The sequence below is a fragment of the Bradyrhizobium sp. 187 genome (assembly GCF_023101005.1).
GTDB classification, from domain to species: domain Bacteria; phylum Pseudomonadota; class Alphaproteobacteria; order Rhizobiales; family Xanthobacteraceae; genus Bradyrhizobium; species Bradyrhizobium canariense_D.
Genome location: NZ_CP064693.1, coordinates 776,554 through 790,328, shown reverse-complemented (window position 1 = coordinate 790,328; position 13,775 = coordinate 776,554). Strand labels below are relative to the sequence as shown.

The following is a 13,775-nucleotide window of genomic DNA, read 5'->3' as shown; positions in this document are numbered from 1 at the left end:
ACTAGCCGTCCTTAAGCATTATTGGCGGTGAGCCCGCGCGCCTTGCCTGCCGATTGCAGGAAGGCGCGGGAGATATCAAGGAATTCGGGCACGTCGAGCAGGAAGGCGTCGTGACCGCGATCGGTCTCGATTTCGGCGAACGACACCCGCGCGCTCGACGCATTCAGCGCGTGCACCAGCGCGCGCGATTCCGAGGTCGGGAACAGCCAGTCGCTGGTGAAGGAGACCACGCAGAAGCGGGTCTGGATTCCCGCGAACGCCTTCGCCAGCACACCGCCGTGGTCGGCGGCGATGTCGAAATAGTCCATCGCGCGGGTCAGATAGAGATAGGAGTTGGCGTCGAAGCGCTCGACGAAGGACGAGCCCTGGTAGCGCAGATAGGACTCAACCTGGAAGTCGGCGTCGAAAGAGAAAGTCGGCAGCTCGCGGTCCTGCATGCGCCGCCCGAATTTTCGATGCAGCGCGGCGTCGGAGAGATAGGTGATGTGCGCCGCCATCCGGGCGACAGCGAGGCCACGATGCGGATGGATACCTCGATCGGCATAGCCGCCATGGTGCCAGTCGGGGTCGGCCATCACCGCCTGACGGCCAAGCTCGTGGAACGCGATGTTCTGCGCCGAGTGTCGTGTCGAGCAGGCAATCGCCAGCGCGGAGAACACGCGACTCGGATACGCCGCAGTCCATTGCAGCACTTGCATGCCGCCCATCGAGCCGCCGACGACCGCGAACAGCGTGTCGATGCCGAGCCGGTCGATCAGCATCGCCTGCGCGCGCACCATGTCGGGGATGGTGATGACGGGGAAATCGAGCCCCCAAACCTTGCCGGTCGCGGGATTGATCGAGGCCGGGCCGGTCGAGCCCATGCAGCCGCCGATCACGTTGGAGCAGATGATAAAATATTCGTTGGGATCGAGCGGCCGGCCGGGGCCGACCAAGGTCTCCCACCAGCCGGGCTTGCCGGTGACAGGGTGCACGTTGGCGACGTGCTGGTCGCCGGTCAGCGCATGGCAGATCAGGATCGCGTTGGAGCGATCGGCATTCAGCTCGCCGTAGGTCTGGTAGGCGATCTGGAACGGGCTGAGATCGACCCCGCAGTCGAGCCGCAGCGGCTGCTCCGAGCCGAACTGCGCGACGTGCGAACTCGGATGATCCACCTCGTGCGACCGCTCGTCGGCGGTGATCGCGGGACTCGGAATGGACTGGACGCCAACCATCTGACCATCGACCTCGTTTGCGATCGTAGAAGTGACCGCATTGACATCAGGCCATGAAAAACCCGGCCTGAACGATAGGTTCGGCCGGGATCGAAAGCGTCCCCGGCCTGTTTAGCGAGTTTTTTAACGTGGCTGCAAGCCGGCCGGCTCAAATGACCACGGAACGGGTAAAAACTACCGTCTTGGACGGTTTTCGTCAAGTCACGGCCCGGATCAGCCAAATTCGCCTGTCGCGCCACGGGCGGAAAGGGCCCGATTTCTCTTTGCATTTCTCTTTGCTTTCGCAGCCCCGACTGCCTAATCAGGATATCCATCACAGCGGTGACGGCTCGACTGATCCGCATTGGAAAGCCTCTCAGCAGCACCTGTCAGACATGTCCCAACGTCCGCCCGCGCCACCATCACTCCAGGAATTGCGTAAGGAGATCGACGCGATCGACGAAGGCATGCATCGCCTGCTGATGCAACGCGGCGACATCATCGACCGCCTGATCCAGGTGAAGCAGACCCAGGAGGTCGGCTCGGCGTTCCGCCCGGCACGCGAGGCCTCCATGATGCGCGACCTCGTGCAGCGTCATCGCGGCATCCTGCCGCTCGACACGGTCGAGAGCATCTGGCGCGTCATCATCGCGACCTTCACCTATGTCCAGGCCCCGTTCTCGGTCCACGCCGACATCTCGGCGAGCGAGCCGGCCATGCGCGATTCCGCGCGATTCCATTTCGGCTTCACCGTGCCTTACGTCGCGCATTTCAGCGCGCAGGCGGCGGTCGAGGCCGTCGCGAAGTCCAAGGGCGATCTGGCGCTGGTCTCGGCGACCTCGAGCCGCACGCCGTGGTGGCTGTCGCTGGAAGAAGCTGGCGCGCCAAAGATCATCGCGCGGCTGCCCTTCGTCGAGCGCGCCGACCATCCGGCGGCGTTGCCCGTGTTCGCGGTCTCGCGCGTCGCCGACAGCGCGCTGGTGACGGAGGTCGAGACCTTCAGCGTACGCGTCTCTGGGTGGAATGCGGAGGTCGCGCGCGCCCTGTCGCCGCTCGCCGAGATCGTGGCGGTGCCCGACACCGCCTTCGACGGCGCCGCGCTGCTGGTCTCGGTCACCGCGACAAGCAGCATCGACAAGATCAAGGCTGCCCTGATCGAAGCGGGGGCCTCGGTGCGCTCCACGGCCCTCGTCGGCAGCCACGCAACGCGCTATACGGTGCCCCCGACCGGGTCGAAATCGTAAGTCGCGAACCGCTTAAGCCCACTCCGGAGTTGAAGATGTCCCGCCCCGTGCCGAATCCCGGCATTCTCGATATTGCGCCCTACACGCCCGGCAAGACCCCGGTGGCAGAGCCTGGCCGCAAGGTGTTCAAGCTCTCGGCCAACGAGACGCCGTTCGGGCCCTCGCCGAAGGCGATCGAGGCGTTCAAGCAGGTGGCGGATCATCTGGAAGACTATCCGGAAGGAACCTCGCGCGTGCTGCGCGAAGCAATCGGGCGCACCTTCGGGCTCGATCCCAACCGCGTCATCTGCGGCGCCGGCTCGGACGAGATCCTCAACCTGCTCGCCCACACCTATCTCAGCCACGGTGACGAGGCGATCTCGACCACGCACGGCTTTCTGGTCTATCCGATCGCGACCATGGCGGTCGGCGCGAAGAATGTCATCGCGGCCGAGAAGAACCTCACCTGCGATGTCGACGCCATCCTCAAGGCGGTGACGCCGAAGACAAAGCTGGTCTGGCTCGCCAACCCCAACAATCCGACCGGCACCTATGTGCCGTTCGACGAGGTCAAGCGCCTGCGCGCCGGCCTGCCCTCGCACGTGCTGCTGGTGCTGGACGCAGCCTATTGCGACTACGTCTCGCGCAACGATTACGAGATGGGGATCGAGCTGGTCGCGACCACCGAAAACACGGTGGTGACCCACACCTTCTCCAAGATCCATGGTCTTGCGGCGCTGCGCATCGGCTGGATGTTCGGCCCCGAGCACATCATCGACGCGGTCAACCGCATCCGGGGTCCCTTCAACGTGTCGACGCCGGCCATGTACGCCGCCGTTGCCGCGATCGAGGACACAGCGCACCAGGCCATGTCGAAGCATTTCACCGAGACCTGGCGCAACTGGCTCGCCGAGGAGATCGGCAAGCTCGGGCTGAAGGTGACGCCGAGCGTCGCCAATTTCGTGCTGATCCACTTCCCGACCGAGGGCAAGACCTCGGACGCAGCCGACGCCTTCCTCACCAAGCGCGGGCTGGTGCTGCGCGGCTTGAAGAACTACGGCCTGCCGCATTCGCTGCGCATGACCATCGGCACCGAGGAGGCCAACCGCCTCGTCGTCGAGGGCCTGCGCGACTTCATGGCCGGACGATGAGCGCGACCCCGCACTTCCAGCGCGTCGCGCTGATCGGCTTCGGCCTGATCGGGGGCTCGATCGCACGCGCCGCGAAGCTCCAGGGTCTGGCTTCCGAGATCGTCACCACCGCGCGCTCGGAGAAGACGCGCGCACGCGTGATGGAGCTCGGCATCGTCGATCAGGTCGTCGCGACCAATGCGGAAGCCGTGAAGGACGCCGATCTCGTCATCCTCTGCATTCCCGTCGGCGCCTGCGGCCCGGTGGCGCAGGAGATCTCCGCGCATCTCAAACCCGGCGCGATCATCTCCGACGTCGGCTCGGTCAAGGGCGCCATCGTCAGGGATATGGCGCCGCACCTGCCGGAAGGCGTCCATTTCGTGCCGGCGCATCCCGTCGCAGGCACCGAGCATTCGGGTCCCGATTCCGGCTTCGCCGAGCTCTTCATCAACCGCTGGTGCATCCTCACCCCGCCGGAGGGCGTTGATGCGGCTGCCACCGATCGCCTGCGCGCGTTCTGGGCGGCGATGGGTGCCAAGGTCGAGATCATGACGCCGGATCATCATGATCTCGTGCTCGCGATCACCAGCCATCTGCCGCATCTGATCGCCTACACCATCGTCGGCACCGCCGACGAGCTGGCGCAGGTGACGGAGTCAGAGGTCATCAAGTTCTCCGCCGGCGGCTTTCGCGACTTCACGCGCATCGCCGCCTCCGATCCGACGATGTGGCGCGACGTCTTCCTCGCCAACAAGGAAGCCGTGCTGGAGATGCTCGGCACCTTCACTGAGGATCTGGCAAAGCTCACCCGCGCAATCCGCCGCGGCGATGGCGAGGCGCTGTTCGACCACTTCACCCGCACCCGCGCCATCCGCCGCGGCATTGTCGAAATCGGCCAGGATTCGGCCGCGCCCGATTTCGGCCGGCCGCATGCGCAGCTCGGCAACAAGCCGTAGCACCGAAGTGGCCCGGATGGAGCGCAGGCGTAATCCGGGACTTCCGTCGCTTGAGGCAGGATTCCCGGATCGCGCTTCTCTCCATCCGGGCTACGAGCCTGCGTGGCTCCGTGACTAGAATGGGTAGTACCGGATCTGCGTCATGACGACGTTGTCGTCGGTCTTCGGCGCGCCGCCGACGCCGGCGAACGCGAACCGTTGCGTGTAGGAATATTGCAGGCCGGCTTTGAGCGTGCCGAAATTGCCTTGGTAGATGGTGTCGTAGATCCCGGCCGTGATCTGCCGAACCTCCCTGGTGTTGCCGTTGCAGGTCGCGCCCGCCGAGTTTTCGGTGAAGCAGCCGGTGTTGTTGTAGAGCGGATTGCCGTAGCCGAACGGCACCGTTCCAACATTGGCGAAATTCGCCTTGGCCTTTTCGAGGCCTGCATAGGAGTAGACATCGAGGCTGGGCGTCGCGTGCCAGATCAGGCCGACGGCGGCCGCCGTGATCGTCAGCGGGAGGAGGGTGCCGTCCTGCGCCACCGCCGCGTCGGCGAACGGTGTTGCCGTGAAGCGGCCCAGCACGCCGTGCGAGCCATAGAGCTGAAGATCGAGGGTTTTCGGAATCAGCTCGACGAAGATGTGTCCGCCGAAGCTTCCGGTGTCGTAGGGGTGGTTGGCGTTGTTGAAACGGTCGAACAGCTGGCGGTAGAGCGCCCACCCCTCGACATGCAACTTATAGGGCCCGAGCCTTGGGTCCCAGGCGGCCTTGACCGTGACGTCGGGCACCTGATTCAGGCAAGAAATCCCGGAACGGATTCGAAGTCGATCACGCCGGGCGCATCGACGCCACGAGGATCGATGCCGGACTTGGTCGGCGCGTTCAGCGACCAGGATTGCCCGGCGAGGAAGTGAAGACCGAGATCGCTGCGGTCCAGTTCCAGGCTGAGCTGCCGCATGCGCGGATTGAACGAGTTGGTCGCAACCGAGCTCGCCGTCTGAGCCGCACCTTCGAAATCGATCTCGCCATAACCCGCGAGGTGCGTGTCGGCATCGGCATTGCCCTCGGCCAGCACCGAGAACCTGCTCTGGCGTGCCGAGAAGCGCGTTTCCGGGATGTTGAAGTTGCGGCTCTGCTGATAGGGGATGAAGTTGTAGACCGAGCCGGTATCGGAAGCGAGATTCCGCGAGCGGTAGACGCCGGTGAGATCGACCCAGCCACCGAAGGTCAACGTCACGCCCTTGTAGCAGACCTTGCCGGCCGCACATGGATCGGCGGCGAGCGCCTTGTAACTTGCTGGTAACTGAACGGCCTTCGCCTGCGCTTCACCCTGTCGCGTCTTGCGCGCCTCGGAGTCCACGCGCTGCTGGAGCTCCTTCAGCTTCGCCTTCAGCGAGTGGATTTCGGTTGTGACATTGTCGTCGGCATGCGCCTGCCCTGAACAGGCAGCGAGAATACCCAGCATCAGTCCGCAATTGATGATCCGCATTTGAAGCTTCCTCCATTTGGGAAGCGGATTGGATTCCGCGCGCCATCTCCGGCGCATGCATGCTTCCCTGGTGTGGAGTGATTTGAATGCGGCTGCGGTTATTCGCGGCGCCGTGCATCTTGTGCATCACGTTTTCCTGACGATCCTGTTCGGAATATTTTCGTTGGCTGTCGATCCGCACGCGCGACTGTCGCGATTGTCCAAGGCAACTTTTCGAGGCCTCGTTCAAGGCAACGCGCATTGGGCCCGGCCGGGACATGACCGGGCCCAGTTCGCGACGGGCAAGTGGTGGATGGCGGCTATTTGCCCTTGGTCGCGCGCATCACCATTGGGCGCGGTGATTTCGGCGAGGGGACGAAGGCCATCGTCTCCCGCGTCGTCGGATTCGAGACGTTGCGATCACCGTTCGGATACATCGAGGCGTATGCTGCCGGCTCCTGCAACTGCCATTGCCACTGCGCAAACGCGGGCGTCGCGAGCGTGGTCGAGATGGCGATACCGGCAATGAACAGCCTGGACTTGGTCATGATATCTCTCCTGCCTGGGCGACCGCATCATCGTGCGGCCGACATGGAGAGAGAGCGGAGTTTGCGGCTCGGCATTCCCGGCCGGTCATCACGATCCGGCGAAGCGGCCGTGAGTTCAGCTCGTAACCCGCATGGAGGGAGTTACGACAGCTGAGGGCGATGAATGGAGAGAGGAGACTCTGAATCCATCCTACTGCTTCGCGCTACGGCTAATCTTTCCCGGCTTGAACAGCTCGAGGTCGATGGCCTGTCCCATCGCCAGATATCCGGTGCGGTTGGGATGAAGCTTGTCGCCGGCGCCACCAGTCGTGCTTTCGGGAACGAACTCCGGCTTGAGGCCACCCGAGGCCGGATCGAGCGTCGCCCGATCAAAATCGATTACACCGTCGAATGTCCCCGAGCTACGGATGAATGCGTTGAGCGCCTTGCGCTTGTCATCCTGCTCGGGAAAACCATGTGCCGCGCTGGTGCTACCCAATGCCGAAACGACGGTGGCGCCGATGATCCGGGCTTGCGGCCATTTCGCACGTAGCCTCGCGACACGATCCTTCATCGCGGCGATGACTTGGTCGGCGGTAAAATTGCCGTTCTTGCTGAAATCGTTGATACCTTCCAGCCAGATCAGGCTCGATATGCCGGACAGCGACAGCACGTCACGCTCGAGCCGCTGGCCCGAAGCGGGGCCGCCCGCGTACGGTTTGTCGGGACCATATTCGGCCGGGCCTGCGATTTGGTTGCCACCGATGCCGCCATTCACTACGGCAACCTTGTTGCCGTAGACTGCCTTCAGGCGACGCGACAGCACGTTGGGCCAGCGATCGTCGCCATTCATGGTTGAGGCGGTCCCGTCGGTAATCGAATCCCCAAACGCCATGATGGCGAAGGCATCGGCAGGCGCAGTCATCTCGATCGCATCGAGGAAGAACCATGACGCAGTCGCATAGGGGAAGGAAGCCTCGTCTTCCAGGGCGCCCTTCGCGCCGGCGCCGGGCGCACTGACATAGGAGGTGGTCAGCGCTTTGGCGTGCCAGGTCATCGGGCCGCTCTGGCCGGCGACATGAAAACTGACCGCAAGCCGGCGGCCGGCGAGGTCATCGGGCCGCTTTGCAAACGGCAGCGCGATCGCATCGCTCCAGACCGAATTCCCCGGCGACACCGTAACGGAAGCCGTGCCGGCGAACGTAACCGGAATGTTGGAGCCGCGGATCAACGCGGCACTGCCCGACTGCAGGCCGACGTAAACGCCGTCAAACGTGACGGGTTTGGTGCCGAAGGCGTTGCTGAGCCGGATGCGGGCCTGACGGCCCCAGATATCCGGCCGCACGATCAGGCGAAAGGTCTGGTCCCGCGCACCGGCCGCAGGCTCGGGAAACGCGAATTTCTGTTCGGGCTGGGCTGACGGATTGCCGACGGGGTATGGGCCCTGAACCGCGCCCGTCCAGGACACCACCCAATGTTCGCTATCCTTTGCGGTTGCGGTCTGAAGCGAGGCAACGAGCAGCGATGCTGCCACGAGACAATTCAACGCGCGCATTGTTTCCCCCGAACCCCAGATAATTTGGGCGCGGCCTTAGAGCCGTCAGTTGGTCTTCAATAGGGCGGCAGAACGCTACCTGTCCAGACGCACTGTCGCACTCCTCGCCCGACGCAGGAGAGGACCTCGCAGGTTGCGTCACCGGCGCCGACAAGAAGCTCTTCGCAGAAACGATCTGTTCACAGTTTCGAACGCATCAGACGGACCGAGCTGTCCGCCCGGCAGGTTTATGAATTCACGACCTAATACAGCGGCGGGATCTGGCCGACCTTGACCGGGCCGAGCAGCACGGCGCCGTCGACGAACTTCAGCGGGAAGCTGCGAGCCTTCTTGCCTTCCAGCGTGCTCTCGGTGCCGATCGAATTGATGCCGGCGGCAACGCCTGCATTGGCGTTCTGCTTGATGACCTTGCCGAGGCCGGGAACGGCACGGTCGAGCGCACCGAACAGATTGTTGAGGTCCTGCGACTTCACGCCGGGCGCGACGCGATCGAGGGTCGCCTGCGGCACCCCCTCCTGCAGCATCTTCTCGATGCCGAGCGCGGGGATCACGCGCTCCAGGCCCGTCACGGTCATCTGCAATTCGCCATCGAGGCGGCCGTTTGCCGAGAGCCCGAGCGTGCCGGCCGCAACCGCGATCATCTCGCCCTGCTGGATGCGGGACTGCACGATCTCGATATGGCCGCCGGCGGCCTGGATCTCGCGGAAGCGCTGCGGCCACGGCTTTGGCGTGAGATCGGACAGTCCGGTGATCTTCGCCCGCGTGTCGGCCTCGAACGGCTCGGCGAGCAGCGGATGAACGCCCTGGACGCTGCCCTGCGCGATCTGGAGCACGGTCTCGATCACGGGATGATCGGACGGAGATCCATCCGCAAGGCGTCCATGCAGCTCGACCTGTTTTGCGCGCGCGAGCGGCACCTGCATGCTGCCGTCGACACGATTGACGGTCGGCTCCTCGAACACGATGGAAGCGCGCTCCGGCACGGCGGGCAGGCCGACCACACTGCTGCGACCCTTGCTCCAGTTCACCACGAAGGTGCTCTGCGTGACGCCGTCAGTGAGCGTCGCGGGTGCGGTAAATTCGGCGATGACGCGCTTGGGATCGTAGACTTGGGCGACGACCAGGATGTTGTCGAGCTTCGCCGTGAACGGCGTCTTGCTGGCGTTCTGCGACACCAGGGCGACGCTGGCGCCCGAACACCGGACCTCGAAGCGGAAGGGGAAGCCCGCGATCGAGCGCTTGGCGCAATCATAGACGCGGCCGGATTTGGCCTCCTGCGCGCGCCAGGCATCGGCGGCGATTTCGGCCTGCGACGCCGCATAGAACCAGAAGCAGCTCCACGCCACCGCGAGGATCAGGAGGATGACAGGGGCGATGAAAAGGCCCCAGCGGGAGCGCCGGCGTGCGGCAACGGTCATATCGGACATGCGGCGACCCTTTGACCCCTGATTTTGTCAAATGTAAGCGAGGTTGGCGTGCTCCGAAAGGCGGAGAATTCGCTTCGCTTGGGAGCGCGGTTCTGGTAGCCGTGCCCGAAATGTCGGAAATCACCCTCCCCTCCGTCACCACAGCCAAAGGCGACCTCTGGGTGTTCGGCTACGGCTCGCTGATGTGGCGGCCGGGTTTCGAATTCGAGGAGCGCGTCCCCGCGCGGCTGGTCGGCGAGCACCGCGCGCTCTGTGTCTATTCCTTCGTCCACCGTGGCACGCCGGAGAAGCCGGGTCTGGTGCTCGGCCTCGACCGCGGCGGCGCCTGCCGCGGCATCGCCTTCCGCGTCGCCGAAAAGAACCGCGCCGACGTCGTCGCCTATCTGCGCGCGCGCGAGCAGGTGACGTCGGTCTATCGCGAAGTCATGCGCTCGGTGTGGCTGGAGAACGATGCGCGGCAGCGCGTCTCCGCGCTCGCCTATGTCGTCGACCGCGGCCATGTGCAATATGCCGGTCGGCTGTCGCTCACCGACCAGCATCGCCACGTGCTCCAGGGCCACGGCCAGTCCGGCGCCAACCGCGACTACGTGACTGCGACGGTGAAGGCGATCGAGGCCGAAGGCTTTCGCGATGCGCAGCTGCATCAGCTTGCCATGATGCTGCATGGTGATGCGCATTCTCCGCACGCGCCGGCTCCGGCGGACGATCGGGAAAACCGCTAGCTCTCCAACGGCGCATAGCTCGGCGCCGAGCCGATCAGCTGCTCCTGCTCCTTGCGGCCCGCTTCGACGAGGCGACCGGTCGCGTCTTCGATCACCGTTTGCACACGGGAGAGATACTCGTCCTTGGGCAAGCCCGGCGGCAGCGGATCGAGGAATTCCACCACCAGCGTGCCGGGATAGCGCATGAAGGTGCGGCGCGGCCAGAACAGGCCGGAATTGAGCGCGATCGGCAGGCACGGCGCGCCGCAGGACGAATAGATCTGCGCGAAGCCGCTCTTGTAGTCCGGTGGCGCGCCCGGGGCGCGGCGCGTGCCTTCGGGAAAGATCACGAGCTGCCCGCCGCTGCGCACCGCCTCCCGCGCCCGCCGCGTCATGTCCAGCAGCGCCTTGACGCCGGCATTGCGGTCGATCGCGATCATCCCGGTCTTGACCAGGAACTGGCCGAACACCGGGATCTGCATGAGCTGACGCTTGAGGATGAAAATCGGACGGTCGAAGAAGCCCGGCAAGACGAACGTCTCCCAGAACGACTGGTGCTTCGCCACAACGACCAATGGTCCCCTCGGGATCTTTTCGAGGCCGCGGAATTCCACCTTGATGTTGCAGACAGCCCGCATCAGAAACAGCGTCGCCTTTGCCCACCATTGCGCGACCGTGAGCATGGCGCGCGGCGGCAATGCGAAGGTCGGCAGCGCCACGATCGCGAGGCACACCAGCACGGTGTAGAACAGCACGTTGAACACGAGCGATCGCAGGAAAATCAAGAACATCGAGGATCCGATCAATTGCCGATCAGTTGCCGATCAATTGGCCTGTGCGGTGGCGGGCCGCTTCGCCTGCAGCCCGGAAGGCTGCTCCGACATCTCGGGCGAAAGGTCAATCCCGAAATCCTCCAGCCGCACCCTGACCTCCGCCGCGATATACTTGACATATTCCGACAGCAGCAGCCGCAAAGTGGACGCCGAGGTCCACCACGGCTCGTCGCGCCATTTGTCGCCGACCACCACGAACGGGATCAGTGTCGCCTCCGGCATCGCATGCGAGAATTCCACCAGCGCGCGCGGCATATGATAGTTCGAGGTGACCACGATCAGCGATTTGAAGCCGCGTCCCGCGGCCCAGCGCCGCGCTTCCGCGGCATTGCCGCGGGTCGAGACCGCGGTGCGGTCGAGATCGACGCAGCAACGCATGAAAGACTGGTTCTCCGGCAGCGTCCGGGAGATGTCGCTCGCCGTCGAGGTCGGGTGTACGCCGGAGATCAGGAGCCTCCTGCCGTAGCCGGCAGCGAGCAGCTCCATCGCATCCGACACCCGCGAGGAGCCGCCGGTGAGCACCACGATGCCGTCCGCCTTGCGGTCCGGCGCGATCTCGGCGCCGCGCAATTGCGACAGAAACGCAATAAAGCCCGCCGCCGCGCCGACGAAGGCGAGCGCAATCGTCGACATCACGGCCGCGCGCAGCCACCCGCGCGGCAGTTTCGGCGATCGATCGGCGGTCGGCGCGCTCATGCGATGTCGGTGATCCCTTCCCAGAGGTGATTTTAGGACGTTTTGAGGCGAAGTGGAGTCCGGTTTGTCGGCCTCAAACTATGTGGCGAAGCGCTGGGGCCGCGAACCAGCTTTCCCCTCTCCCCTTGTGGGAGAGGGTGGCTCGCCGCGATAGCGGCGAGACGGGTGAGGGGTATGTCTCCGCGAACTCGCCTCGACGTTCGTGCACGTGGATAGAACCCCTCATCCGGCGCTTCGCGCCACCTTCTCCCACAAGGGGAGAAGGAAGAAAACCATCTCAATCGACATCATTCAGCGTCGCGAACAGCGTCTGGCGCGAGGCGACCGCGGTGATGGCGCCGATCAGCACGGCCTGCACCGCGAGCACGATGTAGCCGGATGGCCGCAGCGAGAAGGTGCCGAGCAGCGCGGCGAACTGGTCGCCGACGGGAGTGCCCGAAAACCAGCCTGCAATCGACTCGGAGAAGCCGAACACCAGCATGGCGGCGCCGCCGCCGATCACGCCGCCCTCCAGCCCCAGCCTGAGGAAATGACGCAGGAAGCGGTTGGCGATGTAGCGGTCGCCGGCGCCGACGAAATGCAGCACCTCGACGATCGGACGGTTCGCCGCCATGGCGCCGCGGGTTGCGAACGACACCGAGATGATGGTGGCGACGATGACGAGCGCGAGGATGCCGAGACCGGCGAGCACGGTGGCGTTGGTCATCGAGCGCATGCGCTCGATCCAGGCGCGGTGATCGTCGACGCTGGCGCTTGGCGCCACCTGGGTCACGCGGGCGCGCAAGGCGCCGAGATCGAGCGCCGTGCCGGGCTGCACGCGCGCGATGATCATGCGCGGGACCGGCAGATCGTCCATCGACAGCCCGGTGCCGAGCCAGGGCTCGAGTAGCTTGCCGCTCTCGTCCTTCGTGAACGGCTTGACCTCGACGATGCCGGCTTGCGCGCGCATGGCCTCGGTCACCGCCGCGGTGTCGCGTTCGAGATCGCGGCCCGTCTGCGGCCGGACCTGAATGGTGATCTCGCTCGCGACATCCGACTGCCATTCGGCGGCGGAGGCGCTCACCAGCAGCACCGTGCCGGTCGTCATCGAGGCCAGGAAGGTCATGATGGCGACAACGGCGACCAGCGCGCGGCCGTGGATCGAGGCGCGCGGCACGATCGGCGACATATTGCGCGCCCGGGCCGGAAGCGGCGGCCCCTCCTGCCCGAGATCGACCAGCACGCCGCGCTCGTCGGGCCTATTCATAGACGTGCAGCCGTCCCTGGTGCAGCACGAAGCGTCGCGCCTCGTACTGGTCCATCAGGGCGATATCGTGGGTGGCGATGATGACGGCGGTGCCTGACTTGTTGAGCTCGATGAACAGCCGCAGCAGGCGGCGGCCGAGCGTCGGATCGACGCTGCCGGTTGGCTCGTCGGCCAGCAGCAGCTGCGGCCGCGAGATCACGGCGCGCGCGATTGCCGCGCGCTGCTTTTCGCCGCCGGACAGGATCGGCGGCAGCGCGTCCATGCGCTCGCCGAGCCCAACCCATTTCAGGAGATCGATGACCTCCTTGCGGTAGCTCGATTCGCTGCGGCCCATCACGCGGAACGGCAGCGCCACGTTTTCATAGGTCGTCATGTGATCGAGCAGGCGGAAATCCTGGAGCACGATGCCGATGCGCTTGCGCAAGTCTGCGATCTCGTCCTTGCCGAGCTGCGAGATGTCGTGACCGAACAAGTTGACGAGCCCCCGCGTCGGGCGATGCGAGAGGAACAACAGGCGCAGCAACGAGGTCTTGCCGGCGCCGGACGGGCCGGTGAGGAACTGGAAGGAATGCGCCGGGATCTGGAAGTTGAGGTCGCGCAGGACCTCGGGCCCCAGGCCGTAACGCAATCCGACATTTTCGAACCGAACCAAGCTCAGCTCCGTTCGAGAGAGGCCGCGGGCCGCACGGCTGTGCTCCGCCACACGCGATCCGCGGGTTTTGCGGCCGTTATGGTTTCCGGTTCGTTAACGGTCGTCCTGTAGCATAATTGGTAGCATCTTTCCGTCTCGGTTCTCCACGACCGTGTCACGATCAAGACTTGTCCATGCATCAAGGCTCG

At 64.8% G+C, this 13,775-nt stretch carries 14 protein-coding genes and 1 riboswitch; of the genes, 4 read left to right on the top strand and 10 right to left on the bottom strand.

Features of this window, described 5'->3' with window-relative positions:
• Window positions 1-11: 11 nt before the first annotated feature.
• Window positions 12-1,214 (bottom strand): homoserine O-acetyltransferase MetX, encoded by a 1,203-nt coding sequence (metX, locus tag IVB19_RS03860; RefSeq protein ID WP_018453265.1) that lies wholly within the window; start codon window positions 1,212-1,214, stop codon window positions 12-14.
• A 90-nt stretch (window positions 1,215-1,304) separates the two neighbouring features.
• A riboswitch (SAM riboswitch) is annotated at window positions 1,305-1,384 on the bottom strand.
• Between the two features lie 204 nt (window positions 1,385-1,588).
• Here metX and IVB19_RS03855 point away from each other — a divergent pair.
• From IVB19_RS03855 to IVB19_RS03845, 3 genes are read left to right on the top strand one after another with little or no spacing between them, the layout of a single operon-like run.
• Window positions 1,589-2,437, top strand: coding sequence for a chorismate mutase (locus tag IVB19_RS03855; RefSeq protein WP_026232498.1), 849 nt, complete (start codon window positions 1,589-1,591; stop codon window positions 2,435-2,437).
• A 35-nt stretch (window positions 2,438-2,472) separates the two neighbouring features.
• A complete protein-coding gene (locus IVB19_RS03850) occupies window positions 2,473-3,567 on the top strand; it encodes a pyridoxal phosphate-dependent aminotransferase (protein ID WP_026232497.1) in 1,095 nt (364 codons plus the stop codon).
• Window positions 3,564-4,502 carry a prephenate/arogenate dehydrogenase family protein gene (locus IVB19_RS03845; protein WP_018453262.1) on the top strand — a complete coding sequence of 313 codons (939 nt, stop codon included), beginning with the start codon at window positions 3,564-3,566 and terminating at the stop codon, window positions 4,500-4,502. Before IVB19_RS03850 ends, IVB19_RS03845 begins: the two co-directional genes overlap by 4 nt.
• A gap of 114 nt (window positions 4,503-4,616) precedes the next feature.
• Here IVB19_RS03845 and IVB19_RS03840 read toward each other — a convergent pair whose 3' ends face one another.
• The 5 genes from IVB19_RS03840 to IVB19_RS03820 form a co-directional block, all read right to left on the bottom strand.
• Entirely contained in the window at window positions 4,617-5,270 is a 654-nt protein-coding gene (locus IVB19_RS03840; protein WP_245288367.1) for a hypothetical protein, read from the bottom strand.
• Window positions 5,271-5,275: 5 nt separating this feature from the next.
• Window positions 5,276-5,971, bottom strand: coding sequence for a hypothetical protein (locus IVB19_RS03835; protein WP_240543318.1), 696 nt, complete (start codon window positions 5,969-5,971; stop codon window positions 5,276-5,278).
• A 299-nt stretch (window positions 5,972-6,270) separates the two neighbouring features.
• Window positions 6,271-6,498 (bottom strand): hypothetical protein, encoded by a 228-nt coding sequence (locus tag IVB19_RS03830; protein ID WP_018453261.1) that lies wholly within the window; start codon window positions 6,496-6,498, stop codon window positions 6,271-6,273.
• Window positions 6,499-6,688: 190 nt separating this feature from the next.
• On the bottom strand, window positions 6,689-8,032 hold the full coding sequence (locus IVB19_RS03825; RefSeq protein ID WP_247299294.1) for a GDSL-type esterase/lipase family protein: 1,344 nt from the start codon (window positions 8,030-8,032) through the stop codon (window positions 6,689-6,691).
• Between the two features lie 242 nt (window positions 8,033-8,274).
• Window positions 8,275-9,459, bottom strand: coding sequence for a DUF2125 domain-containing protein (locus tag IVB19_RS03820; RefSeq protein ID WP_018453259.1), 1,185 nt, complete (start codon window positions 9,457-9,459; stop codon window positions 8,275-8,277).
• 110 nt (window positions 9,460-9,569) lie between these two features.
• Here IVB19_RS03820 and IVB19_RS03815 point away from each other — a divergent pair, with 110 nt between their 5' ends.
• Window positions 9,570-10,181 (top strand): gamma-glutamylcyclotransferase, encoded by a 612-nt coding sequence (locus tag IVB19_RS03815; RefSeq protein WP_018453258.1) that lies wholly within the window; start codon window positions 9,570-9,572, stop codon window positions 10,179-10,181.
• Here the strand turns inward: IVB19_RS03815 and IVB19_RS03810 are convergent.
• The 4 genes from IVB19_RS03810 to ftsE all read right to left on the bottom strand — a co-directional run bounded on the left by IVB19_RS03810 (window position 10,178) and on the right by ftsE (window position 13,587).
• Window positions 10,178-10,951, bottom strand: a complete 774-nt coding sequence (locus IVB19_RS03810; protein WP_085361285.1) for a lysophospholipid acyltransferase family protein — start codon at window positions 10,949-10,951, stop codon at window positions 10,178-10,180. The genes IVB19_RS03815 and IVB19_RS03810 overlap by 4 nt on opposite strands.
• A 33-nt stretch (window positions 10,952-10,984) precedes the next feature.
• Window positions 10,985-11,689 (bottom strand): YdcF family protein, encoded by a 705-nt coding sequence (locus IVB19_RS03805; RefSeq protein ID WP_018453256.1) that lies wholly within the window; start codon window positions 11,687-11,689, stop codon window positions 10,985-10,987.
• A 277-nt stretch (window positions 11,690-11,966) separates the two neighbouring features.
• On the bottom strand, window positions 11,967-12,935 hold the full coding sequence (locus IVB19_RS03800; protein WP_007597308.1) for a cell division protein FtsX: 969 nt from the start codon (window positions 12,933-12,935) through the stop codon (window positions 11,967-11,969).
• A complete protein-coding gene (gene ftsE, locus IVB19_RS03795) occupies window positions 12,928-13,587 on the bottom strand; it encodes a cell division ATP-binding protein FtsE (RefSeq protein ID WP_008135325.1) in 660 nt (219 codons plus the stop codon). Before ftsE ends, IVB19_RS03800 begins: the two co-directional genes overlap by 8 nt.
• Window positions 13,588-13,775: the final 188 nt, after the last annotated feature.